Annotated in this window: 21 protein-coding genes and 1 pseudogene; 8 read left to right on the top strand and 14 right to left on the bottom strand. The window is 53.7% G+C overall.

Features of this window, described 5'->3' with window-relative positions:
* Positions 1-5 precede the first annotated feature (5 nt).
* Positions 6-1,241, bottom strand: coding sequence for an urea ABC transporter substrate-binding protein (locus AC1MDE_RS22470; protein ID WP_480345096.1), 1,236 nt, complete (start codon positions 1,239-1,241; stop codon positions 6-8).
* 445 nt (positions 1,242-1,686) lie between these two features.
* On the opposite strand from AC1MDE_RS22470, the gene nthA reads away from it, so the two are divergent.
* The 6 genes from nthA (at position 1,687) to AC1MDE_RS22440 (ending at position 5,515) form a co-directional block, all read left to right on the top strand.
* Positions 1,687-2,271 carry a nitrile hydratase subunit alpha gene (gene nthA, locus AC1MDE_RS22465; protein ID WP_058960261.1) on the top strand — a complete coding sequence of 195 codons (585 nt, stop codon included), beginning with the start codon at positions 1,687-1,689 and terminating at the stop codon, positions 2,269-2,271.
* 13 nt (positions 2,272-2,284) lie between these two features.
* On the top strand, positions 2,285-2,587 hold the full coding sequence (locus AC1MDE_RS22460) for an SH3-like domain-containing protein (protein ID WP_058960262.1): 303 nt from the start codon (positions 2,285-2,287) through the stop codon (positions 2,585-2,587).
* Positions 2,588-2,596: 9 nt separating this feature from the next.
* On the top strand, positions 2,597-2,965 hold the full coding sequence (locus AC1MDE_RS22455) for an SH3-like domain-containing protein (protein ID WP_058960263.1): 369 nt from the start codon (positions 2,597-2,599) through the stop codon (positions 2,963-2,965).
* Entirely contained in the window at positions 2,958-3,422 is a 465-nt protein-coding gene (locus AC1MDE_RS22450; protein ID WP_479403202.1) for a nitrile hydratase accessory protein, read from the top strand. Before AC1MDE_RS22455 ends, AC1MDE_RS22450 begins: the two co-directional genes overlap by 8 nt.
* 15 nt (positions 3,423-3,437) lie before the next feature.
* Positions 3,438-4,424 carry a HoxN/HupN/NixA family nickel/cobalt transporter gene (locus AC1MDE_RS22445; RefSeq protein WP_480345095.1) on the top strand — a complete coding sequence of 329 codons (987 nt, stop codon included), beginning with the start codon at positions 3,438-3,440 and terminating at the stop codon, positions 4,422-4,424.
* Positions 4,425-4,615: 191 nt separating this feature from the next.
* Entirely contained in the window at positions 4,616-5,515 is a 900-nt protein-coding gene (locus tag AC1MDE_RS22440) for an alpha/beta hydrolase (protein WP_480345094.1), read from the top strand.
* Positions 5,516-5,555: 40 nt separating this feature from the next.
* Here the strand turns inward: AC1MDE_RS22440 and AC1MDE_RS22435 are convergent, their stop codons facing one another.
* The 8 genes from AC1MDE_RS22435 to AC1MDE_RS22400 form a co-directional block, all read right to left on the bottom strand.
* The gene (locus AC1MDE_RS22435) at positions 5,556-6,665 is read right to left on the bottom strand and encodes a lactonase family protein (protein WP_058960267.1); all 1,110 of its coding nucleotides are present in this window, start codon (positions 6,663-6,665) and stop codon (positions 5,556-5,558) included.
* Between the two features lie 195 nt (positions 6,666-6,860).
* Positions 6,861-7,880, bottom strand: coding sequence for a C45 family autoproteolytic acyltransferase/hydrolase (locus AC1MDE_RS22430; protein ID WP_058960336.1), 1,020 nt, complete (start codon positions 7,878-7,880; stop codon positions 6,861-6,863).
* Between the two features lie 21 nt (positions 7,881-7,901).
* Positions 7,902-8,624, bottom strand: coding sequence for a glutamine ABC transporter ATP-binding protein GlnQ (gene glnQ / locus AC1MDE_RS22425; RefSeq protein ID WP_480345107.1), 723 nt, complete (start codon positions 8,622-8,624; stop codon positions 7,902-7,904).
* Between the two features lie 2 nt (positions 8,625-8,626).
* Entirely contained in the window at positions 8,627-9,283 is a 657-nt protein-coding gene (glnP, locus tag AC1MDE_RS22420; RefSeq protein ID WP_479403204.1) for a glutamine ABC transporter permease GlnP, read from the bottom strand.
* A 51-nt stretch (positions 9,284-9,334) separates the two neighbouring features.
* The gene (glnH, locus tag AC1MDE_RS22415) at positions 9,335-10,087 is read right to left on the bottom strand and encodes a glutamine ABC transporter substrate-binding protein GlnH (protein ID WP_058960269.1); all 753 of its coding nucleotides are present in this window, start codon (positions 10,085-10,087) and stop codon (positions 9,335-9,337) included.
* 129 nt (positions 10,088-10,216) lie between these two features.
* On the bottom strand, positions 10,217-10,771 hold the full coding sequence (locus AC1MDE_RS22410; RefSeq protein ID WP_201785677.1) for a carboxymuconolactone decarboxylase family protein: 555 nt from the start codon (positions 10,769-10,771) through the stop codon (positions 10,217-10,219).
* The gene (locus AC1MDE_RS22405) at positions 10,768-12,096 is read right to left on the bottom strand and encodes an aspartate aminotransferase family protein (RefSeq protein WP_480345093.1); all 1,329 of its coding nucleotides are present in this window, start codon (positions 12,094-12,096) and stop codon (positions 10,768-10,770) included. The genes AC1MDE_RS22410 and AC1MDE_RS22405 overlap by 4 nt, the downstream gene beginning before the upstream one ends.
* Before the next feature lie 128 nt (positions 12,097-12,224).
* Positions 12,225-13,082, bottom strand: coding sequence for a MurR/RpiR family transcriptional regulator (locus AC1MDE_RS22400; RefSeq protein WP_058960271.1), 858 nt, complete (start codon positions 13,080-13,082; stop codon positions 12,225-12,227).
* A gap of 195 nt (positions 13,083-13,277) precedes the next feature.
* Here AC1MDE_RS22400 and AC1MDE_RS22395 point away from each other — a divergent pair, with 195 nt between their 5' ends.
* A complete protein-coding gene (locus AC1MDE_RS22395; RefSeq protein ID WP_058960272.1) occupies positions 13,278-13,916 on the top strand; it encodes a LysE family translocator in 639 nt (212 codons plus the stop codon).
* On the opposite strand, the gene AC1MDE_RS22390 is transcribed toward AC1MDE_RS22395, so the two are convergent.
* From AC1MDE_RS22390 to AC1MDE_RS22370, 5 genes and pseudogenes are all read right to left on the bottom strand, one after another.
* Entirely contained in the window at positions 13,887-14,687 is an 801-nt protein-coding gene (locus AC1MDE_RS22390) for an AraC family transcriptional regulator (RefSeq protein ID WP_480345092.1), read from the bottom strand. The two genes, AC1MDE_RS22395 and AC1MDE_RS22390, sit on opposite strands and share 30 nt — an antisense overlap.
* A 158-nt stretch (positions 14,688-14,845) precedes the next feature.
* Positions 14,846-15,646: an inositol monophosphatase family protein gene (locus AC1MDE_RS22385; protein ID WP_479400247.1), complete on the bottom strand. Its 801-nt coding sequence runs from the start codon at positions 15,644-15,646 to the stop codon at positions 14,846-14,848.
* Between the two features lie 14 nt (positions 15,647-15,660).
* Positions 15,661-16,722: an ABC transporter ATP-binding protein gene (locus AC1MDE_RS22380; protein ID WP_097118858.1), complete on the bottom strand. Its 1,062-nt coding sequence runs from the start codon at positions 16,720-16,722 to the stop codon at positions 15,661-15,663.
* Positions 16,719-18,941, bottom strand: coding sequence for an ABC transporter permease (locus AC1MDE_RS22375; RefSeq protein ID WP_480345091.1), 2,223 nt, complete (start codon positions 18,939-18,941; stop codon positions 16,719-16,721). The genes AC1MDE_RS22380 and AC1MDE_RS22375 overlap by 4 nt, the downstream gene beginning before the upstream one ends.
* Before the next feature lie 118 nt (positions 18,942-19,059).
* Positions 19,060-20,088, bottom strand: a pseudogene (locus tag AC1MDE_RS22370) (ABC transporter substrate-binding protein).
* A gap of 217 nt (positions 20,089-20,305) precedes the next feature.
* On the opposite strand from AC1MDE_RS22370, the gene AC1MDE_RS22365 reads away from it, so the two are divergent.
* Positions 20,306-21,340: a LacI family DNA-binding transcriptional regulator gene (locus AC1MDE_RS22365; protein WP_058960278.1), complete on the top strand. Its 1,035-nt coding sequence runs from the start codon at positions 20,306-20,308 to the stop codon at positions 21,338-21,340.
* Positions 21,341-21,361: the final 21 nt, after the last annotated feature.

Genomic DNA, 21,361 nt, shown 5'->3' with positions numbered 1-21,361 from the left:
TCCCGTTACAGCTCAATCTGATACTGTTTGGTATCACGTGGATTTTTCTTCAGGTCGCACACCATGGCGGTATCGACCGGTGCCTGATTGGTGAAGGTTTCCAGTATCTTCATCTGATGGTTCTCCACCTCGGCAATGTGCACGTCCAGCGAACAGTGATGCGTGGTGGGATCGACACTCAGCTGACCGCTTGGCGAGGCCAGTGTGACGCCCGACTCCAGCGCCTCGATCACTTTCATGCGGTCGATATCACCTGCCTTGCGCACCCCTTCGGCCCAAATCAACATGCCCTGATACGCGCCCATCGCCAGATCGCTGATGTACATGTCGCCGTAACGAGCATGGAATTTATCGACAAACGCTTTGTTCTCGGCAGACGGAATTTCCTGCATGTAGTTCGCCGCCACCAGAATGCCGTTGCTCTCTTCCGGCGACAGAATGATGTGTTCATTACCGCCGCCGAATACGGTAGAAGCGATGGGAATCTTGCCGCTCATGCCTGCCGCATGCCATTGGCGGTAGAATGAGATGTGCGCCCCGCCCACCAGCGCTGACCACACCATGTCTGGTTTAGCGCTCTGGATTTTTGAAATGGCGGCACCGAAGTCCGTGACATCCAGCGGGAAGAACTCCACCGTCATCACTTCACCGCCGTTGTCACGCACCGACTTCTTCACCCATGACGAAACAATCTGGCCGTAGTTGTAATCCGCCGCCAGCACATAGACTTTCTTGCCCCACTTCTTCATGGCGTACGGCACCAGTTTCTCCACGGTTTGTGCGGGCGTTGAGCCTGAAGAGAAGTAGTTGCGATCGCAGACGCCACCTTCATACTGCGCAGGATAGAAATAGAGCGAACGGAAACGATCCAATACCGGACGAATCACCTCGCGCGACGCAGACGTGATGCCGCCGTGCACCACTGCCACTTTGTCTTTCAGCGCGGCCTGCTGGGCGTATTGCGCGTAAAGCTGCATGTTAGATTGCGCATCATAATTGATGATTTGCAGCGGTCGGCCTAACAATCCCCCGGCTGCGTTGATCTCATCTGCGGCTAAGTTGATGGCGTTGGACATCGGCTTGCCATAAATATCCAGCCCGCCTGACAAATCGAGAATGCTCGCCACTTTGATGGCGTCTTTACTGTCAGCGGCGAAGGTGAATTTTGGTGCTACCCCCGCAGCCAGGCCCAATGCTGATACGGCAGATCCCTGAAGAAATGAACGACGACTAATAGCCATAGCACCCTCGCAATGAAGTAATTGGAATAAATAGAGTTGGAGTATTCCGGGAACCGGAAGAGATAAACGGATACACAGACAGCGCTGTCTGCATTAATGCGAGAAAAGGGCCACAACATTGGGGCACGTTTTTTAGATTAGCAATAAGCGGGCCAAAACCCACGTGGCCGTTCAAATTATCTTTATTCTCTGCCAGCAGAAGCGAAAGCGATGAGAAGTATTACTGCATTTAATCCCGCCCACCTTTAATTAATTTTAGCCCTCTCACTTTTCTGCACTTAATTAAAGCAATCAGCACCAGAAGGGTGCAATTAAATTTTTAAACACTGCGCTGTCCGCTCAAACACAGCGAATGGCAGCATTAACAAAGATGTAATTACCAGAAGCGTTAACGTCTCTCACACACTCATTCATCTCATCAGTAAAAATCTTTGGAGGAGACATTATGTCGGACCCTTCGGTATTACCTTCGGATGCCGCGTTAAAGATCCGTGCTATCCAATCCCTGTTGGCAGAAAAGGGATTTCTGAGTCAGGAGGTCACTGACACCATCGTGGATTATTTCGAAACCAAAGTGGGACCCCGCAATGGTGCGCAGGTGGTGGCGAGAGCCTGGCGCGATCCCGCCTTCAAAGCACGCTTACTGGAAAATGGCCGCGAGGCGGTGAATGAACTCGGCTTCTCCGGCTTTGAAGCCGCTACCCTGCACGTGCTGGAGAATACCGACAGCGTGCACAACGTAGTGGTGTGCACGCTTTGCTCTTGCTACCCGTGGCCGGTGCTGGGCTTGCCGCCCATCTGGTTTAAATCGACACCCTATCGTTCACGTGTGGTGATTGATCCCCGTGGCGTATTAGCAGAATTTGGCACTGAAATTCCGGCCAATAAGGAGATTCGCGTATGGGACAGCAATGCCGAAATCCGTTACTTCGTGCTGCCTCAGCCCCCTGCTGACAGTGAAAACAAGAGTGAGAGCGAGTTGGCCGCATTGGTCACACGCGACTCCATGATCGGCACACGCACGCTTTAAGCGGAGAAACACCATGAATAATATCCACGATTGCGGCGGCATGCAGAATTTAGGTCCAATCGAGATTGAAGCCGATGAACCTCATTTTCACAGCCAATGGGAAAAAGATATTTTCGCCACCACGCTGGTGTTCTTTATGAGCGGAAAGATCGTGCTGGATGACTTCCGTTATGAAATTGAGAAAATGTCCGTAACAGAGTATCTGCAATCCAGTTATTACGAGCACTGGTTATTTTCCATTGAGCAGTTGATGTGTAAAACCGGCGTATTCACCGAACAAGAGTTACAGCAGCGTCTTACCGAACTCTCCGCCTGAGGATACAACATGAATACTTATTCACCGCAGGGCTACCTGGATTTAATTACTACACCGCCCAATTACCATCGTGATGTTGAGATCGCACCGGAATATCAACCGGGTGACACTATTACTACGCACAATTTAAATCCGCTGAGTCATACACGCCTGCCGCGCTATGCGCGGGGTAAAAAGGGCGTGATTGTTGCCAACTACGGTGCCTGCGTATTTCCCGATGCGCTGGTCGCAGAGCAACAGGAGAAACCGCAGTACGTCTACCTGGTGAAATTCAGTGCCGCCGAGTTGTGGGGAGAGAATAGCGAGAATTTCAGCGTCCACCTGAGCGTCTGGTCCGACTATATTCAGGGCAGATGTGAGGATGCTGCGCATGGATGAGTTAAACGCGATTATTGCTCAGGTGAAGGAGGCCGATCCCGCCTTTGCACAACCCTGGGAAGCCGATGCGTTTGTCATCGCGGTGGCCCTGTCTCAACGCGGCTACTTTAGCTGGCCACAATGGGTGGAACAATTTGCCCAGGAGATTAACGACTTCCCGCAGCGCAGCGATGAAAACGCGCACACGGCCTACTATCGCCAATGGCTGAGCTGTCTGGAAAAGATCCTGTCACAACATCAATTGATTCCGATGTCCGAATTGCTGATTCGTGAAGAGCAGTGGCGTCAGGCGTTCCTCAACACGCCACACGGCAGCCCGGTGGATCTCGCTGCCGCCAGCTGTCCTCCCGACCACCCGCATGATCATGACCATCATCACCACCATCATCATCATCACGACCATCACGCCGCGCAGCCGTTGATCCAGCCGTTGCGCATCTTTGCCGCCGTCTGGTAATTCTCAGGAGCATTTATGAAGGTGCTGAGTCATAAGCAAAAAGGCGTGGCGGTGATGGGTGGCGCCATGCTGTTTAATTTGCTGGTCATCAGTACGGCGTTGGTGACTTTTCAGCATTCACCGGCCGCGCTGAGTGTCGCGCTGTTAGCCTATCTGTTTGGTTTGCGCCACGCCGTCGATGCCGATCATATCGCCGCCATTGATAATGCCACGCGCAAGTTGAGTAATGAGGGCAAGAGCCCGTTTACCGCAGGTATGTGGTTCTCACTCGGCCACGCTTCGGTGGTGCTGATCGCCTGCCTGATATTCGCTTTGACCACGCAACCTTTGCAGCAGATGTTTCCCGGCGTGAAAGAGATTGGCGGCATGATTAGCACACTGATCTCCGGTGCTTTTCTGCTGCTACTCGCCTGGGCTAACTCCCGCACTTTGTGGCAATGTATTCGCCAACGTCAGCGGTTGCTGCGTGGCGATGCAACGCGGGTCCCGCAGGAGAGCCATCACCACGGCGTGCTCACCCGGCTATGCGCGCCACTGTTTCGCATGGTGAGCAAAAGCCATCATCTGTTCCTCATCGGTTTCCTGTTCGGCATTGGCTTTGATACCGCAACCGAAGTGGCGATTTTCGGTATGTCCGCCAACCACGCAGCGGGTGGCGAAGCGATGCTGCACATCATGTTGATGCCGCTTTTATTCACTGCCGGCATGATGCTGATCGATACCACCGATGGCGTCATGATGTTGAAACTGTATCGCTGGTCGCAATTCGATCCGTTGCGCAGCCTCAATTACACCCTCGCCATTTCATCACTCTCAATTGTGGTGGCCTTCGCGATTGGCTGTTACGAAGTGTCGACGGTGTTACAACTCAACACGCTGATCTCCCCTGCGCTGGATGGCGTGATGGAAGCAATCATCAATCAGATGGGTTGGGTGCTGATTATAACGTCCATTGGTGTATGGCTACTGTTTTCACAGCGGGCTAAGCGTCGGGCGCTGTAAGTACAATGGCGGCTTTGTGCCGCCCTGTTTCTGGCATCAGCTCGTGTTAGACCCCCCTGTCAGGTTCAACATCCTGTCAAAAAAGCCTTTTCTGAAACAGGCTGCCATCAGTAAAAAGAATTGAAATCAAGAATCATTCTCATTATGGTGCAAGGTGATATGTACCAATAACCAATAGAGTAAGGATTTCAATGCTTTATAGATTTTCAGCAATAAACCGTCCCATTGGCCTGCTGCTGTTGTTGCTCAGCAGTGTCACCACCAGCGTTTTTGCACGCCCGAATATGACGCCACTCGGCCCGAATATCTCCGACAAAGGCTCCGCTTATTACCACTTCTCCATCAGTGAATATGACTCGGCTGATGGCCAGCGGCATTACAAAGTTTGGACTGCGGTGCCAGATAAAGCGCCTCCGCCATCTGGCTCCCCGATGATCACGATGCTGGATGGCAATGCGGTAATGGACAGGCTGACCGATCCGCTGCTGCAAAAACTTTCGGCAGGCAACCCTCCGGTTCTGGTGGTGGTCGGGTATCAAACCACTTTGCCGTTTGAGGTAAACGCGCGAACTTACGATTACACCCCGCCTGACAAAGAGCATGGCGATGCAGGATACACTTTTAGTCGCGGTCGCAAGGGCGGCGGCAGCAGCGCATTCCGCACCTTGTTAGAGCAACGTATTTTGCCCGCAGCGGAGAAAGGTGTGCATGTCGATCATCAACAACGCGCGCTGTGGGGCCACTCTTACGGCGGATTGTTTGTACTCGACAGCTATCTCTCCTCTCAGCTGTTTACGCGCTATTTCGCTGCCAGTCCATCGGTCGGCCAGGGATTTAACTCTCTGTTGAGTGAGATGCAGACCCGCAAAGCCAGTAATAAGCAGATCACTTTGATGGAAGGGAATGGCGATCGCCGCAGCGATAGCAACACGGCGGAACCTGAAGTGTTGCGCGCGGTGCGCACCACTATCGAAGGTATGGCAGAGAACGGCACAGCTGCACGCTATCAACTTTATCCGGGACTGTCCCACGGACAAATGTTTGGTGCATCAATGGAAGAGGCGCTGCTGGAAATGTCACAGGCAAAATAGCGAGGAGAAGTGGGCGCAAAAAATGCGCCCACCGAACGGCTTAATTAAAGAACTTTATATCAGTGGGCGTGGATATTTTTGCTGCATCGCCCGCTGCTTTCAGCTCACCGCTCTTTTCATCGAAATGGAACAGGGAAATATTGTTGGTGAACACGTTAGTGACATAGAGATATTTTCCACTGCCATCAAATGAGAACGCCCGAGGTTCAATGCCGTTGGCTTTATAACTGACCGGCTTGCCTAACTGGCCATCCGCCTCAATTTTAAACACCAACAGCTTATTATCTGAACCACGATTCGCTGCAATCACATATTTACCGTTCGGACTGAGAATAATTCCGCCGCCGCTACGGTATTCAGCACTGTTATTTTCAGTGTTCAGCTTCACGGTATTGCTGCGATCCAGGTGATCGTCTTTCACTGTAAATACCGCGATCTCACCGGCCATTTCGGTGGTGACGTAGGCATGTTTGCCATCTGGTGAGAACACCATATGACGCGGGCCAGAACCGGCGGTAAAGGTCACGTCATGCGCGGTATCCGCTTCCAGAGGCTCAGCCTTATTGGCGTGATAACGATACGCATGGAGCTTGTCACCGCCGAGATCGGCAGCGAACAGATATTTACCGTCGTGGGTAAAGGTGGTCGAGTGTGCGTGACCGCCATCCTGACGCCCTTTCACCGCGCCCGTGCCGTGGTCGAAAGCAAAGTGCTGCACCTGCTCACCCAGTTTACCGTCATGATGAATCGGGAACACCGAGACGCCCGCGCCGCCTTTCGCCACCGAGTAGTTAGCGACAAACAGGAACTTACCGTCCGGGCTGATGGTGGCGTGCGTCGGCTGTTGCCCATGGCTATCCACCGCATTTAGCACTTTCACCTGACCGCTTTTATCAATGGACAGTGCGGTAACGGCCCCGGCGTTTTCTTCATTGGTGGTATAGGCAAAGCGGCCATCCTGGGATTTTACAATCCATGACGGGCTTTTCATTTTGATCACATCAAGTGGTGTTAAAGTGCCATCCGCATTCACCTTGAGGCGATATAAACCTTCGCTAGGATGATCCGGTTTCTGCTCTAATGGGGCATCTGGAATCGACGTCCAGGTACCCACTAAAGCGATTTGATGATGTTCCGCAGCATTTGCCATAGCGCTCCCCGCCAGTGAAAAAACAGCTAAGGATAATGCCATGGTTATGTTTGATGCTAAACCGTTGAATGCGGCTTTTTTATTTCTATTCATTTTCGTACCCCACCATAATCGGAATGTTTAACGACTATAGTGGGATTAATTTGAATAGCGCCCGGCCAGGGTGACCGGGTTCACAATATAGCAGATTAGTTTTTAGGAAATCGTGCCTTTAAATTCTGGCTCATCACGATTCAAGGTAAATATCTGCCAGTCAACTTGTTTGGCATGCAGCGTAAATACCGCTGTCGCCAGGGTGTTCTCTTCATCCGGATCGTTCGGCGAAAGGCGATAAATGGGCAGCACCGCATCATGCTGGTCAGAGAGAATCACTTTTGCTGCATCGCCATCCAGCTGCGTTTGCGCCTCCAGCCACTCAATTAACCGCTGCTGGCGTGATCCGGAGCTGGCAGTGATCACCTGTTCCACGCCATCAAGTTGCGGATGAATCAGGTGATTGGCATGGGCGAACACTCCGGTCAGTGGCGTTACGGAGCAACCCGAACCCGTGGCTTCCACACTAAACAGACGGCTATCGCCCATCTGTCCGAGCGTATGGTGGAACGATCCGGCGCGCGGTGATGTGGTCAGAATAGCGATAGCCTCATCCAGCGTGGCCGCATTCAACGCGGCGCGGGCCAGGATTTGACGCGGCACTCCTTCCGGACGATGCAGCGCACGAATATTATTCACCGTATTCACCACGCCCTTCTCGTTTACGGCAACGGTATGACCGCAAATCGACCCCGGATAAGCAAAGCTGGTAAACGCCATGCCGCTATCCGGACAGATGCTGACGATGGCACAGTCATCGCGTAATTGCGGAAAACCATCTTCATTGTGCGCGATGGTTAACACGCCATCAGCACGCTGTCCCGCCACGGTGGTACATCCATCCGAGGTTGAACGTACTAAATCGCCACGGCAGTTCCAGGCAAAAACCTCCTCAATCGGCGCCTGTAATCCTGCGGCCAGCCCTTCCAGCTCCTGCCAGATCAGCGGATAGTGCGCCTGGACCAACGCGCGCATGGCCACCGTTTGGTCGGCGTCTTTCATGGCTGTCACTGTCTGCCAGAGTGCGGTAAGCGTCAGCTTCTGATGCCAGGCTTCACGGCCAAATTCACCCAATTGCTGACCAATTTCGAAGGCGGAACCATGGATTGCGATTTTTTTCATATTGTTATCGTTCACTTCTGTTCAGGATACGTGTTGCAAAAATTCTTTCAGACGCGGATTGTCACTGGCCGTCAGCAGCATATCAGGTGAACCGTCTTCGGCAATGGTGCCGCCATCAATAAAGATCGGTCGTGAGGCCACATCACGGGCAAAGCCAATTTCATGTGTCACGATCACCATCGTCATACCCTCTTCAGCCAGTGACTGTATCACTTTCAAAACTTCGTGGCGCAATTCTGGGTCGAGAGCTGAGGTTGGCTCATCAAACAGCATCATCTTCGGCTTTACCGCTAACGCACGTGCAATCGCCACTCGCTGCTGCTGACCGCCTGAGAGTTCAGACGGATAGTGTTTGGCGCGCTCACGCAAACCCACACGATCCAACAGTGCCATAGCCTGTTCACGCGCTGCGGCTTTGCTCTGCTTGCGCACGCGAATCGGACCAAACATCACGTTTTCCAACGCGGTGAGGTGCGGGAACAAATGGAATTGCTGAAATACCATGCCCGCCTCGCGGCGAATATCGCAATCATTGGCGTGTGGATCGGTGATGTGCATGGCCGCCACCAACAGCGTACCGGAGGAAATCTCTTCGAGCTTATTGATGCAGCGTAACAGCGTGGACTTACCCGAGCCCGATGGCCCAATGATCACCACCACTTCACCGGCTTCAATCTTTAGATTGATGTCATGCAGTACCTGAGTGGTGCCAAAACTCTTCGACACCGCGCTAAATTCAACCATGCTCATAAGATATAAATCCTTTTCTCCAGTTGCTTCAGCAGGAAACTCAGGCACAACGTCACCAGCAGATAAATCATCGCTACCGCTGTCCAGACTTCCAGTGCGCGGAAGTTACCGGCAATAATCTCTTGCCCTTGACGAGTTAATTCCGCTACGCCAATCACAATAAATAGCGAGGTGTCTTTGATACTAATAATCCACTGATTGCCTAACGCGGGGATCATACGACGTAGCGCCAGCGGCATAATAACGTGCAACACAGTACTGCGTTGTGATAATCCCATTGCCAGACTGGCTTCTTTAAAACCTTTATTAATGGAGAGAATCGCACCGCGCGTAATCTCCGCAATATACGCACCAGAGTTAATCACAATGGTCACAATCGCAGCCGTAACCGGATCGATACGGATCGGCATGACCATCGGCAGTGCAAAATAAATGAACATCACCTGCACCATAATCGGCGTTCCGCGAATTAACTCAACGAAAATCAGTGAAAGTGTTTTTGATATTCGACCGCCCAATGCACGACAGGTGCCCGCCAGCAAACCAATAATAAAACCACCCACTAAGCCTGATAAAGAGATAATCAGCGTTAACTGTAATCCCTGTAATAGCAGTGGCAGGGACTCCCAAATATATTTACTTTCGAAATTCATCTTTCTACCCGTAAAAGCGAAACGAGGCCGGTTTGCACCGGCCTGGCGGGATTATTTAGGCTGTTTGGCAAACCACTTCACGTAGATCTTGCTGTAAGTGCCATCTGCGCGCAGTGCCTGCAACGCAGCATTCACCTTAGGCGTTAAGCTGCTGTTCTTCTGCATCGCAAAGCCATACTGCTGTGGCAGAATGCTGTCGGTTTCACCGGTGGATTTCACTTTGCCATCGCCTGCCGTTTTCACGTAATAGAGCACGTTCGGTGAGTCATGCACCACGGCGTCCAGATTACCGGCTTGCAGGTCAAGATAGGCGTTATCGATATTAGGGAACTCGACGTAGTTCGCTTTATATTTGCTTTTCATAAAGCTGGCAGCGGCGGTGCCTTGCTTGAGGCCCACTTTCTTACCCGATAAATCGCTAAATTTCGTGATGGAATTATCGGAGCTTTTTACCGCCATCAATAAATCGGCGTCGTAATATCCTTCACTGAAATCGACGACCTGCTTACGTGCATCCGTAATAGTAATGCCCGCCATCGCCACATCCAGATTACGCGATTGCAAGCCCGGAATTAACCCACCAAAATCCATTGGGCGTAATTCGTAGCTAACGTGCATTTTCTTCGCAATGGCATCCCATAAATCGATATCAAAGCCGACGTATTTATCACCTTGTTTAAATTCGAACGGAACAAATGCGGTGTCTACACCGACGGTTAATTTATCTTGCGCTGCTGCAAAAAAACTGGCTGAACAAGCAACCAATGCTAACGTAACTTTTAATTTAGAGAATAATGCAGACATAATAACCCTCAGCGTCAGTGAAATAGCGTGCGATGAATGTCACCCAGCGAAATATTTCGTCGGGAGTAAAAAGATAAATCCATTTGATATTCAGGGCGCATTCGATCACGCCCTGATGAAAACGACGGCTTATGCCGGGATAATATCATCCCGTGTTTCGGGTACCGGCGTCTGTGCGCCGTTCATGATCATCGAGAGGAAGCTGTAATAACCGTTAATGCCAATCAGATCCACCACGCCCTTTTCGCCCCATAAATCGATGGCTTGTTGCCAGGTGGTGTCAGTGACTTTTTGCTGTTGATGCAGTTGCTGGCAAAAGTGGTAAATCACCCACTCATCCGGCTTTAAGTCATCGGGCAGGTGCTTCTCATTAATGGCCTGCACGGCAGCGCCGGATATGCCCTTTTCCCGGGCAATGGGCGCATGAATCGCCCACTCCACCGGCTGCGACCAGTGACGCGCCGTCATGAGAATCGCCAGTTCCGATAAGCGCTGACCGAGCGCGCTGCGATAGCGCAGGTACTCTCCCATGCGCTGCGCGTGCGCCATCAATTCCGGGCTGCGCAGTAAAGGCTCAAACGGCGGAAGCAATGCACCGCGCGGCCCATTAATGATCTCTTCTGCCAGTGGACGTTGCTGGTCGTCCCACTCGTGCTCCGCCAGCGGCGGCAAACGATTAATCATAATTTACCGGTCTCTTCACGAATCACGGTCGCCAGCCTATCCACCACAAAATCGAGCTGGCTCGGCGTAATAATAAATGGCGGTGCAATCAGGATGTGATCGCCATATTGCCCGTCAATGGTGCCCCCCATCGGATACACCATCAGGCCACGAGCCATACAGTTGGCTTTGATCGCCGCATGCAGTTTCAGTGCAGGATCGAACGGGGTTTTGCTCTCTTTATCGCGCACCAGTTCCACACCGGCAAATAAGCCGCGCCCACGCGTGTCGCCCACATGCGGCAATGCGCCCAGCACTTCACGCAAAGCATTTTGCAGATACGCGCCCTGCTGCTTCACCGCATCGAGCAGGTTGTCGCGTTCAATCACCTGCTGGACCGCCAGTGCCGCTGAAGCCGCCGTAGCGTGGCAAATGTAAGTATGACCATGCTGGAACAGACCACTGCCCGACTGGAGTGCGGAGACGATCTTTTCGCTGGCCAGCACGGCACCAATCGGCTGATAACCGCCACCCAACCCTTTGGCGATAGTGACCAGATCCGGCACCACATCATCTTGTTCAAACGCGTGCAACGTCCCGGTGCGTCCCATACCGCACATCACCTCATCGGCGATATACAGGATGCCGTATTTATCGCACAGTGCGCGCACGCCTTTCAGATAACCCGGCGTCGGCGGAGTCGCGCCGGTGGTGGCACCCACTACCGTTTCAGCGCAGAAACCAATAATGGTTTCCGGACCGGCATTAATGATTGCCTGTTCCAGTTCATTGAGCAGACGCGTGGTGTATTGCTGCTGCGTTTCATCAGCACGACGATCGCGGTATTCATTACAGGCTGACACGCGAATCACGTCGATCAGTAATGGGGCAAACTGGCGACGGCGCCACTCATTGCCGCCGACGGCCAATGCACCCAGCGTGTTGCCGTGATAGCTCTGCTTGCGCGCGATAAATTTGGTACGTGACGCCTGCCCGATTTCAACGAAATATTGACGCGCTAATTTCAGCGCGGTTTCCACGGCTTCCGAACCACCGGAAACGAAATAGGCGTAGTTGAGATCGCCAGGCGCCGTGCGCGTCAACTGTTCAGCGAGTTGCTCAACGGTGTCGCTGGTAAAAAAGCTGGTGTGAGCATAGGCCAGTTGGTCGATTTGACGATGCATCGCGGCTAACACATCAGGATGCGCGTGGCCTAAGCAGGAAACGGCAGCACCACCGCAGGCGTCGAGATACTGCTTTCCTTGTTTATCGAAGATGTACGCCCCTTCGGCGCGAGCAGCCACGGCGGGCGTGCTGCGCAAACTGCGGTGAATAATGTGGCTCATACTGGGTACTGCTCCTGAATACGCTACGGTGATTAAGCGCATCTTGCAGGATTCATTTGGATCACGTCAATGCAATAATGATTCACATGCATTCTATTTTCTTATGACGGATACAAATGAATCATTCCTCAGGATTTGCCAGGCACCACATATGCTCCAGATTCAATCAGATAGCGTTCGGCATTTTCGATTTTATGCACAGCATCACGGCCATGGCGCGCCACCAGCATTGCCAGTAAGCATTCTGCCAGCCCCATGCCAGAGACCACTGAGGGGAAGAACGACGGACTGTCGATAGAGAATAACAGGGTGCAGTCGGCGGCCTGCGCCAGCGGGGAAACCGGTGAATCGGTAATCGCGATGATCTTTGCCCCTGCCTGCTGCGCGGCGTGCAGCACATCCAGTGACTCACGGGAATAAGGCGCAAAGCTGGTCAGCAGCACACAATCCTGCGCGGTAAGTTCGCGGGTAAATACTTCGATATTGCTGGCCAGGCCATCAATCAACGAGACCTGACGGTTGAAGAGTCGGTAAACATAAAACAGCGACCAGGCGATGGGAAAACTGGCGCGAAAGCCGCAGATATAGACGTTATCAGCCGCATCGAGCAAGGTCACCGCTTGTTCCATTTCCTGCTGATTTTCGTTTTGCGTAAAGGCCAGATTGGCCTGATGCGCGCTAAACACCTCATCATACAGCTGCGGCTGTGTTCCTTTGGCGATCAGTTTTTCGGCCTTGGATACGTATGTATCATTGCGCAGGCCGATATCATCAATAAAAGCATCTTTCAGTTCGCCCCAGCCTTGATAGCCCAAACGTTGCGCCAGTCGCAGCAGCGTGGCGGGTTTGACTCCGGCCTCAACGGCAAACGCGCGCATCGATTGCACCACCAGCTGATTGGCATTTTGCAGAGAGAACTCAGCCGCGCGCTGCAGTTCCGGCGACAGCTCACTGAACTGACTGACAATTTTATCCCGAAGATTCATAACGTTTGGTCGCTGATGGCAGATGGATGCATATAACCATAATTGCAACGATGAGAAAACCAGGCGCGATGACGATTCCTCTTATTGCTATCCCCCGGGTGAGCAGCCAAGAAGGCGCAATTCTTTCCAATACAGTGTGATCCTTGCCGTGGTTTAATGCCGCCCACAGAAAAAAATATGGACAGGCTCGTTGCTATGCTGCAGTTTTCAAATGGTTTTCTGCTGAGTTTATCGCTGTGTCTTGATATTGGACTGGCCAATATCGCCATGATTACCCTCGCGATGCAGCGTGGCTATTTTCACGGCTTTTGGCTGGGAATAGGCACCTGTATTGGCGACCTGATTTATGCGCTGCTGGCGCTCGCAGGCATGGCAGTGGTATTGCAGTTTACCGCGGTGCGCTGGGTGTTGTGGATTGGCGGCGGAGTTTTACTGCTGTGGTTCGCGGGTAAAATGCTGATCGCCGCACTGCGTAAAGACGCGCCGCTACCTACCGCAGAGCAACAGCCTTATCGCTCATTGTTGCGCGAGTTTAGTCGAGGCGTCGTGCTGGCGATGTCATCGCCCACCGCGATTTTGTGGTTTGCCAGCGTGGGCGGCGCACTGATTGCTCGTATGGGACACGGCAGCGTCAATGCCACCTCCTCTTTCCTCGGCGGATTCTTTATCGCGGGAGTGGTCTGGACTTGTGTGCTGTGCCTGGTGGGCAGCATGGGCGGTAAGCTGCTGGGTCAGCGCCTGTTAAAATACTCTTACCTCGCCTCCGCACTGATCTTTTGCTACTTCGCCGCCTATGTGATGGTGTCAGGCTATCGGGAGTTTGTGCTGGGCTGAAGCAATTTGCTGTGAATAATGGTAAGGCGTAATGCCCATCACTTTACGAAAGGTGTTGATGAAGTGGCTCTGATCGTAAAAACCGAGTTGCAGCGCAACGTCCTGCGGATGTACCCGACGGCGCAAGAGATAGCGCGCCTGTTGCAGCCGCAGTTGCATATGAAATTGCAACGGCGGCAACCCGGTGAGCTGGGTGAAACGGCGCACCAGATAATATTTACTCAGCCCCGCCCGTTGCGCCAGCGCATCCAGTTGCGGTTTCTCGTGCAAGTGTTCACCAAGAAACTGCTTCACCTGTTCGATAATCTGCACTTCCCCCTGCTCGGCACTCTCTTTATCGTCGAGCAGTTCACCACACAGCCACAGCAGCTGTTGTTCCAGCAGTAACTCATCTCCTGTGCGCGCGGCCTGGTCGAATTCAGTGATCGCCTGAAACAACCGCGCGTCATGGAACACCCCTTCGCGCAAAGCGGGCGCAGCGGTGGTGCCAAACATTTCGGATAAGATCACCTGCGGCAAGTGAATGCTGATAAAACTCACCGGATCATTGCTGAATAAGGAGGACTGAATCGCGCTGGGATTATAAATCGTCACCTGCCCGGCAAACACGTCAGAGACCTTGCCATCGAGCCAAATCTCTTCGCGCCCGCTGAGATTAGCGCAAATTACATATTCGTCATGCAGATGACGCGGAAAGCGGCTGCCAATGGCGTTCACGCGCGAACATTCAATGCCATTACGGCTAAACCATTCTGATGAGGAGAGCGACACGAGATAACCCGGTAAATATGGCGATGGGTTATAACAGCATCGCCAGGGGCGAATTGCAATGCTGCTTAGTTATAGCGGGCTGATTAGCTTTAGTGCCGTTTTAGAGCGTTTGCCGGGAGCCGCGTAGCGACAACGGCTCCCGACAGAGAAGGCAGCATTTAAATTCCCGCAATCCGTTTCAAATCAGCTTCTGCGCCAGGCGCCACCGCCAGTACCTGAGCGCCTTTCAGCAAACGTTCGCCTTCGGTATTGAACGGGTGATACCAGCCGCCCGCCTCTTTCACCAGGCAGTAGCCCGCCAGACAATCCCATGCGTGCATATAAGGTTCGTAATAGCCCACTACGCGCCCCGCCGCCACCCACGCCAGCATCAATGCGCCAGAACCGATACGGATGAAGTTGCCCCCGGCTTCCAGCAATGAGGCCAGGATTTTACCCACTTCAGCGGGGCTAACGTGGCTGTTAGCGCCAAAGCCAGTGACATGGTTTTGCAGCGTGCGGGTTGGATCAACCTGCAAACGACGCCCATTCAAGGTTGCGCCTTGCCCCAGTGCCGCCACATAGCACTCCTGATAGGTTGGCGCATAGATCACCCCGATCACTGGCACACCGTCATGCAATACCGCGACGGAGACGCACCAGTTAGGCATGCCGTTCAAAAACGGGCTGGTGCCGTCAATCGGATCGACCACCCAGGTGTATCCCGATGTGCCCTCCTGCAATCCATACTCTTCCCCCAGGAAACCGTCGTCGGCAAACTGAGCGCGAATCTGCTGGTCGATCATCTGCTCGACTTCGCGGTCAGCACGAGACACCACATCCTGCAGATCATATTTGGTCTCGACCACCAGCGTGTCGCGATGATGGAAATACTCCAGCGCCTTATCGCCCCCTGCGCGTGCCACTTTCTCTGCCAAAATCAAACGTGCCAGCAGCGCGTCATTCACGGTGTCACTCATTATCTGTCCTTATATTATCCGGCAATCAGGGCTAATCCCTGAGGTTTAAAATCAATCGCCACGGCAGAAGCCAGCGGCAGACGCTGCTCCATCTGCGCATCAACGATAAACAAGGAACCGAGCGGCGTGGCCACTTCATATTCGATGTGATCGCCCAGCCATGTGCTGTGGGTCACTTCGCCTTGCAAGGCTCCCTGCCCATCGCTGTGCAACGTAATAAACTGCGGACGCACCGACAATTGGGCCGAGCCGGTTGGCACGCCGTTACCGCGCACGCGATAACGCAGATTTCCCAGCCGCACCAGCGCATCGTTGCCCTCCACTTGCTCGACTTCGCACGGCAGAATGTTGGCTTCCCCCATAAAATCAGCGATGAACACCGAATTCGGGGAGTGGTACAGGCTTTCAGGTGCGCCCTGCTGGGCAATATCACCCTCTTTCATGACAATAATTTTATCAGATACCGCCAGCGCTTCTTCCTGATCGTGGGTGACATAGACTGCGGTAAAGCCAAGTCTTTGTTGTAGTTCGCGAATATCGGTGCGCACGCGGCGACGCAGACGTTCATCTAGATTGGATAAGGGTTCATCCAGCAGCAGCACCTGCGGTTCCAGCACCAGCGCACGCGCCACTGCAATACGCTGTTGCTGACCGCCCGAAAGCTCAGACGGCAATCGCTGGCCCTGGTTTTCCAGTCCCACCAGTTTCAATCCTTCGCGCGCCCGGTCTTGCGCTTCCCGCTTGTTCATTCCCGAGGACTGAAGCCCATACATGATGTTGTCGAGCGCGCTCATATGGGGAAACAGCGCGTAAGATTGGAACACCATTGCCACATCGCGCTCGTTGGCAGGCAAATGTGTTACGTCTTTGCCGCCAATCAGAATGCGCCCGGAGGTGGGATGTTCCAGCCCCGCCAGCAAGCGTAGCGTGGTGGTCTTGCCGCAACCAGAGGGGCCCAGCAGCGTAACCAGCGTGCCAGGTTCCACCGTCAGTGACAGATCTGGTAAGGCGTTGAAGCCCGCAAAACGTTTAGTGACATGCTCAAATACCACGGAACCCGCATTGATACTGGTCATACGGTTCTCTCCTGAGTTAACGAAGTTGAAGTCGACGGCACAGCGATATCCGCGGGGCGGGCAACACGACGCAATTTTCGCTCACCCACCAGCCACTGAAACACGCCAATGATCAGCAACATCACCACAATCAATACGGTGGAGTAAGCAATCGCCACACCGTACTCACCGTTTTCCACCAGCCCGACAATGTAGGAGGTCGCCATGTTGTACTGCGCACTGACAAGGAAGATCACGGCGCTAATGGAAGTAATAGCGCGAACGAAGGCGTACACCAATGCGGCGCTGATCGCTGGTTTGAGTAACGGCAGCACCACTTTGCGCAGCGTGCGGAAACTGTTGGTACCCAGCGTCAATGAGGCTTCATCGAGACTTTTATCCAGCTGACTCATGGCCGCAATACCCCCGCGCACCCCCACCGGCATATTACGAAACACAAAGCAGGCAACCAGAATCAAAGCCGTGCCGGTGATCTCCAGCGGCGGCAGGTTGTAGGCCATCACATAACTCACGCCGATCACCGTGCCTGGAATAGCAAAACTCAGCATCAGTAAGAATTCAAACGTCTGACGGCCGGCAAACTTCTGTCGCACAATCAGCCAGGCGGTGAGCAAACCGACAATCGCGGTGAGCGGCGCGGCAATCAGCGCTATCTCCAGTGTGGTCCAGAACGAGTTCCATGCCACGCCCGTCCACAGCAGATGCCCGTCACTGACGCTGACACGGAAAGCCCGCACGTAATGCTCGATGGTAAGTGCGTCATTCAGCCCCCATGACTGCACAAACCCACCGACGACGATCATGCCGTAAATCACCAACGTGAAGAGCCCCCACGGGATCACCATGCTATACACGCCATAGCGTAATACTCTCGGCAGTTGACCATGTTTGCCGCCATCGCCCTTGCCGGTGACGGTGGCGAAATTTTTGCCGCCCAACCACCAACGCTGCAGTACGAACGCCGCCAGGGTGAAGCTGAGTAAAATCATCGCCAACACCGCTGCCCGACTGGGATCATTCTGCGCGCCGACTACCGAGAAGAAGATTTCGGTGGAGAGAACACCGTGACTGCCGCCCAGCACCATCGGGTTACCAAAATCAGCCATGCTTTCGATAAAGCTGATCAGGAAAGCGTTGGCCAGACCGGGCGCCATTAAAGGAAGGGAAATGCGGCTGAAGGTGCGCCAGCGGTTGGCGCGCAGCGTTTGTGAGGCTTCTTCCAGTGAAGGGCTTACCCCCTCGACCACACCAATCAGCACCAGAAACGCGATAGGCGTGAATGACAGCACCTGCGCAATCCAGATGCCGGTTAAACCATACAGCCATCGTCCAGGTTCGATGCCAAACAGCGCCGCCAGATATTCCGTGACCACGCCTGAACGGCCAAACAGCAGAATCAGCGCCAGACCAATCACAAACGGCGGCGTGATGATCGGCAAAATGGTCAGCATACGCAGCGCTTTTTTACAGGGCAGCGGCGTGCGCGTGGCGGCCAACGCAAAGGCCAGCCCCAGCAAGGTAGAACCGGAGGCCGTCATCAGCGCCAGCCACAGCGTGCGCCAGGCCGTACCGCAGGTGCCTCCTTGCAAACAGGCCAGACTCCAGATTGAAGGATCCTGAATATTGCTGATCAGTCCGTCGGGTTTAAAACTGCCATCAACGTCCTGCACCGAGACCACAAACATGCTCAGCACCGGATAAAGCACAAAAATACTGACCAGCGCGGTCAGTAATACCAGGGACGCCACCACAAAGACATCGCCTTTCAACACGCCTCGCTCGGCCAGCGCAAACGAAAACAGCAGCAAAAAGGTGGTCATCAACAGCAGTGCACCCGCGCCCATCGCCGCTTGGCCCTGCTCCAGTGCCCCGAAGCGGTTTTCCAGCCATAACCAGCTCCAGCCGCTGTAGCCGATGGCATGTCCTTCAATCACCAGAAAAATGACGCCCAGTGCGCTAAATAACAGCATCAGGCGGCTGCGCGCGCCAGAGGGAAGTAATCCACACGCGGCACAGAGTGCGAACAAGGTCAGCGCAATCGCCAGCCACGGATGTGAGCTGACCTGCCACAAGGCGGGCGCATTAGCAGGATCGCGCCACAAATTGAACAACCAGCCGCCATTAAAAAAGCCGGCTTCCAGGCTATACCACGGCAGCAAGAGTAGAGATGCCAGGCCGATCAACAGTGCGCCGGTAAGCCGACGATTATTTGCATGCATAAAACACCTCAAGAGGGAGAGTCTGCCTCTCCGGCTCGCAATGGAATGATGTGTTGAAAGGCGCCACGGCAAGGATAGGATCTCGCAGGATGTGGCGCGGGTTCACGCAGTCAGGCCATCACTGTGCGCTGGCACCAATCTCTTTATCCCAGCGGCTGAGCAGCGCTTTGCGTTTAGCGGAGTCGCCATAAGTTTTGAAGTCGTAATCGATCAGCTTGATGTTTTCGAAGCGTGGGGCGTATTCCGAGATTTCTGCGTTACGATTTGACGGCAGCTGGAAGGATTTCGCTTCCTTCATATGCGACTGCGCCTCTGCGCTAAGCGCCCAGTCGTACCAGACTTTGGCATTCGCCAGGTTGCGCGCCCCTTTCACAATCGACATTGAGCCGATTTCATAGCCTGTGCCTTCACAGGGCGCCACGGTTTTGATCGGGAAGCCATCCACTTGCATTGCAACGGCATCATGCATGAACACGATACCGACCGTGGTTTCACCTCGCGCCGCGGCTTTCACCGGTGCAGAGCCAGACTTGGTGTATTGCGAAATGTTGGCATTAAGTTTTTTCAGGTAGTCGAAGGCCTGATCTTCCCCCATGATTTGCACCAGGGTGGCCAGTGTGTTGTAGGCGGTACCGGAGGAGTTAGGGTTAGCGATTTGAATTTCCCCCTTAAAGCCGGGATCCAGCAGATCTTTCCAGCAAGTGGGTTCTTACAGTTTTTTATCGGCTAACAGTTTGGTGTTATAGCCCCAACCCAGTGCACCCGCGTAAATTCCCACCGTGCGATAGCCCGAGTTTTCAGCCTGTTTTTGTGCCCAATCCTGCTGCTGGTCAAGCAGTGGAGATTTGTACACTTGCGTTAACCCCTCATCGGCCGCCTGCATATGCGGATCGCCGGTACCGGCCCACCAGATATCGGTACGCGGATTACGCGCTTCACTGCGTAAACGCGCATACGCTTCCCCCGCCGACAAACGCACCATACTGACTTTGATATCTGGATGGCTCTGGCTGAAGATACGTGTCATGTGTTCACACACCACCACGTCAGCGGAACAAACCATGTTGAGGTTGCCTGCCGCAGAGGCAGCGAAAGGCAGTGCAGTACAAGAGAGGGATAGTGCGACGGCGATTGAGGTGGCTCGCATGGTGTTCTCCTTTGATTGTAGGGTGGTGCTTCACTGGCACCTTTTTTTGCACATCTGTGCAAAGTAGTAATGAACAAAAAAACAGCTGTCAAATGGCTTGCGATGCAATTGATAGGTTGTGTCACAAAAATGCAACAAATTAGATCCTGAACGGTTTGCACAGCTTTGCAATTTGAGGCAGACTCTTTTTCAACCGATGTTTGCACAGGAGTTGAGCATGCAGAGTGAGAAAACCGTGGTCAGTGCGCAGGATGTGGCAGAACGCGCTGGCGTATCACGCTCAGCGGTATCACGCGTGTTTACACCGGGTGCCAGCGTGTCCTCTGCCATGCGAATCCGCGTGATGAAAGCCGCGCAAGAACTCGGCTATCACGTCAACCATCTGGCGCGCGGCCTGGTGCGTAATCGCAGTGGAATTGTGTGCTTGATAGTCTCGGAGATCGCCACACCCTATCGCGCCAGCCTGGTGCGCTGGCTGACCCAGTTTCTGCAGGAAGCGGGAAAAATTGCCATGCTGATCAATACGGATCGTTCCGATAACAGCGTGTCAGCCGCGTTACAGCAGGCGATTAACTTCCGTGCGGACGCCTCGATCATCCTTTCCGGTATGCCGGATCGCACCATCACGCGTCAGTGTTATCAGCATGGTCAGCGCATCATTTTGATTAACCGCGATGAAGCACTACCCGGTTCACTCAGCATCAATCTGGATGCACAGCGAGCCGCTGCCACAGCGGTGATGGCGTTTCAGCGCGCCGGCTGTCAACACCTCGCCTTTGCTAACTCCCTGGCGGGCACACCCAGTCTGATGAAACGAGAAGCGGCGTTCGTTGCCGAAGCGCAGCGCGTTGGGATGACGGTTACCGTTGAGCGCTTTGGCTCCACCTCTTATGAAAGTGGGCAGATTCTGGCCCACCGATTGCTGACTCAACATCAACGACCCGACGCCGTGTTTTGCGTGACCGACCTGGTTGCTTGCGGATTTATGGATGAAGCGCGCCACCGCTTTGCCCTGCGCGTGCCCGAGGACTTGTGTCTGATCGGCTATGACAATATCGCGCAAGCAGGCTGGTCTTCCTATAACCTCACCACCTTTGCCCAACCGGTTGAGCTGTTTGCGCGTGATGCCGTGAACTGGCTGATGCAAACCGAAGCCGATGAAACCGGCTTTACCCCGCAAACCGAGCAACAGCATGACAGCTTGCTGTACCAGGCCGATGTGGTGTGGCGCGGATCCGTGCGCGGTGCCTAAACACAGCGTTTTATCCCACCC

It is taken from the genome of Pantoea folii, from assembly GCF_056678875.1.
Note: the sequence above shows the minus strand (reverse complement) of the source record. Positions and strands in the feature narration are given on the sequence as shown.

Bases quoted from the DNA above. Each gene is read 5' to 3' on its own strand.
- AC1MDE_RS22405 (WP_480345093.1), bottom strand. From the start codon at position 12,096: ATGAGCCACATTATTCACCGCAGTTTGCGCAGCACGCCCGCCGTGGCT.
- AC1MDE_RS22385 (WP_479400247.1), bottom strand. From the start codon at position 15,646: ATGAGTGACACCGTGAATGACGCGCTGCTGGCACGTTTGATTTTGGCA.
- nthA (WP_058960261.1), top strand. From the start codon at position 1,687: ATGTCGGACCCTTCGGTATTACCTTCGGATGCCGCGTTAAAGATCCGT.
- AC1MDE_RS22395 (WP_058960272.1), top strand. From the start codon at position 13,278: ATGCTGCAGTTTTCAAATGGTTTTCTGCTGAGTTTATCGCTGTGTCTT.
- glnP (WP_479403204.1), bottom strand. From the start codon at position 9,283: ATGAATTTCGAAAGTAAATATATTTGGGAGTCCCTGCCACTGCTATTA.
- AC1MDE_RS22440 (WP_480345094.1), top strand. From the start codon at position 4,616: ATGCTTTATAGATTTTCAGCAATAAACCGTCCCATTGGCCTGCTGCTG.
- AC1MDE_RS22375 (WP_480345091.1), bottom strand. From the start codon at position 18,941: ATGCATGCAAATAATCGTCGGCTTACCGGCGCACTGTTGATCGGCCTG.
- AC1MDE_RS22470 (WP_480345096.1), bottom strand. From the start codon at position 1,241: ATGGCTATTAGTCGTCGTTCATTTCTTCAGGGATCTGCCGTATCAGCA.
- AC1MDE_RS22455 (WP_058960263.1), top strand. From the start codon at position 2,597: ATGAATACTTATTCACCGCAGGGCTACCTGGATTTAATTACTACACCG.
- AC1MDE_RS22365 (WP_058960278.1), top strand. From the start codon at position 20,306: ATGCAGAGTGAGAAAACCGTGGTCAGTGCGCAGGATGTGGCAGAACGC.
- glnQ (WP_480345107.1), bottom strand. From the start codon at position 8,624: ATGGTTGAATTTAGCGCGGTGTCGAAGAGTTTTGGCACCACTCAGGTA.
- AC1MDE_RS22450 (WP_479403202.1), top strand. From the start codon at position 2,958: ATGGATGAGTTAAACGCGATTATTGCTCAGGTGAAGGAGGCCGATCCC.
- AC1MDE_RS22410 (WP_201785677.1), bottom strand. From the start codon at position 10,771: ATGATTAATCGTTTGCCGCCGCTGGCGGAGCACGAGTGGGACGACCAG.
- AC1MDE_RS22380 (WP_097118858.1), bottom strand. From the start codon at position 16,722: ATGACCAGTATCAATGCGGGTTCCGTGGTATTTGAGCATGTCACTAAA.
- glnH (WP_058960269.1), bottom strand. From the start codon at position 10,087: ATGTCTGCATTATTCTCTAAATTAAAAGTTACGTTAGCATTGGTTGCT.
- AC1MDE_RS22460 (WP_058960262.1), top strand. From the start codon at position 2,285: ATGAATAATATCCACGATTGCGGCGGCATGCAGAATTTAGGTCCAATC.
- AC1MDE_RS22435 (WP_058960267.1), bottom strand. From the start codon at position 6,665: ATGGCAAATGCTGCGGAACATCATCAAATCGCTTTAGTGGGTACCTGG.
- AC1MDE_RS22400 (WP_058960271.1), bottom strand. From the start codon at position 13,082: ATGAATCTTCGGGATAAAATTGTCAGTCAGTTCAGTGAGCTGTCGCCG.
- AC1MDE_RS22445 (WP_480345095.1), top strand. From the start codon at position 3,438: ATGAAGGTGCTGAGTCATAAGCAAAAAGGCGTGGCGGTGATGGGTGGC.
- AC1MDE_RS22430 (WP_058960336.1), bottom strand. From the start codon at position 7,880: ATGAAAAAAATCGCAATCCATGGTTCCGCCTTCGAAATTGGTCAGCAA.